Below are 1,196 nucleotides of genomic sequence, written 5' to 3' on the forward strand. Positions count from 1 at the left end.
GGTTGATGTTGCAAGATGCGCAAACGCAAAAGATCGAGCGCGGACGCCAGGTTCGGGTTGATAGCACGGTCACGGAGGCACCGGTTCACGCGCCGACGGACAGCAGCCTGCTCTGGGATGCGGTCCGCACCCAGGTGCGGCTGATGGAGCAAGCGCAAGGGCTGGCTGGGGAGACGCGACTGACTTGGCGTAACCACCAGCGCGTGGCCAAGCAGCGGGCCCACCAGATCCAGTATTCCCGGGGGAAAGAAAAGAAGACCCGCTGGTATCGGGATCTGATCAAGGTCACTCGCAAAGGTCTCGATTATCTGGACAAGGCCTGGTGCAAACTCAACCAGTTGGGCGTGGATGGGGCCGCATTCGTCGCCTGGGAGGCAGAGGTAACGCACTATCGGGGGTTGATCGAGGGGGTGATCGACCAAGCGCAACGACGGGTGATCAACGGCGAACAGGTGCCTGCCGCAGAGAAGATCTTCAGCCTGTTCGAGGAACACACCGACATCATTATCAAGGGCAGCCGTGACATCCAGTACGGGCACAAACTGAACCTGGCGAGCGGTCGTAGCGGACTGATTCTCGACGTCGTCATCGAGGCCGGTAACCCGGCCGACAGCGAACGCTTTATGCCCCTGCTGGAGCGGCAGATCGAGATCTATGGCCGTGCTCCCCGGCAAATGGCCGCGGACGGCGGTTACGCCAGCAAAGACAATGTGCAGCAAGCCAAAGACAAAGGCGTGAAGGATGTGGCCTTTCACAAAAAGAAAGGCCTGAAGGTCGAGCACATGGCGAAGAGCGACTGGGTGTATCGCAAGCTGCGCAACTTCCGGGCGGGGATCGAAGCGGGCATCTCCTGCCTGAAACGGTCCTACGGTCTGTCGCGCTGCACCTGGAAGGGGCTGGCGCACTTTAAGTCGTACGTGTGGTCGGCGGTGGTTGCGCACAACCTGGCCGTGTTCTCGCGACTGCTTGCCCAATAACGGCTCTCTCAACCCGAGCCACCCAAGAGCCTTAACAAAAAGTCTTATCGGCGCTCTGGCCGAGGCTGGCCTGTGCCCGGAAAAGACCGAATTGCGGTCAAAAGGGTGACGCAGGCCTGCAAACTGCGATGCAGTCGGCATAAAGTCGGCGAAAATAGACAAATTGACTCACCTGGCTGGGTGGGTCACCTTGAAAACACGCCGTTTATGGACGGAAAC

1 protein-coding gene is annotated in these 1,196 nt (G+C 59.5%); it reads left to right on the top strand.

Features of this window, described 5'->3' with window-relative positions; all coding sequences use genetic code 11:
* Positions 1-977 (top strand): ISNCY family transposase (locus tag QPL96_RS19365; RefSeq protein WP_303288908.1); only part of this gene is annotated, 977 nt, incomplete at its 5' end.
* Positions 978-1,196: the final 219 nt, after the last annotated feature.

This window comes from Marinobacter sp. SS8-8 (assembly GCF_030540945.1).
GTDB lineage: Bacteria > Pseudomonadota > Gammaproteobacteria > Pseudomonadales > Oleiphilaceae > Marinobacter.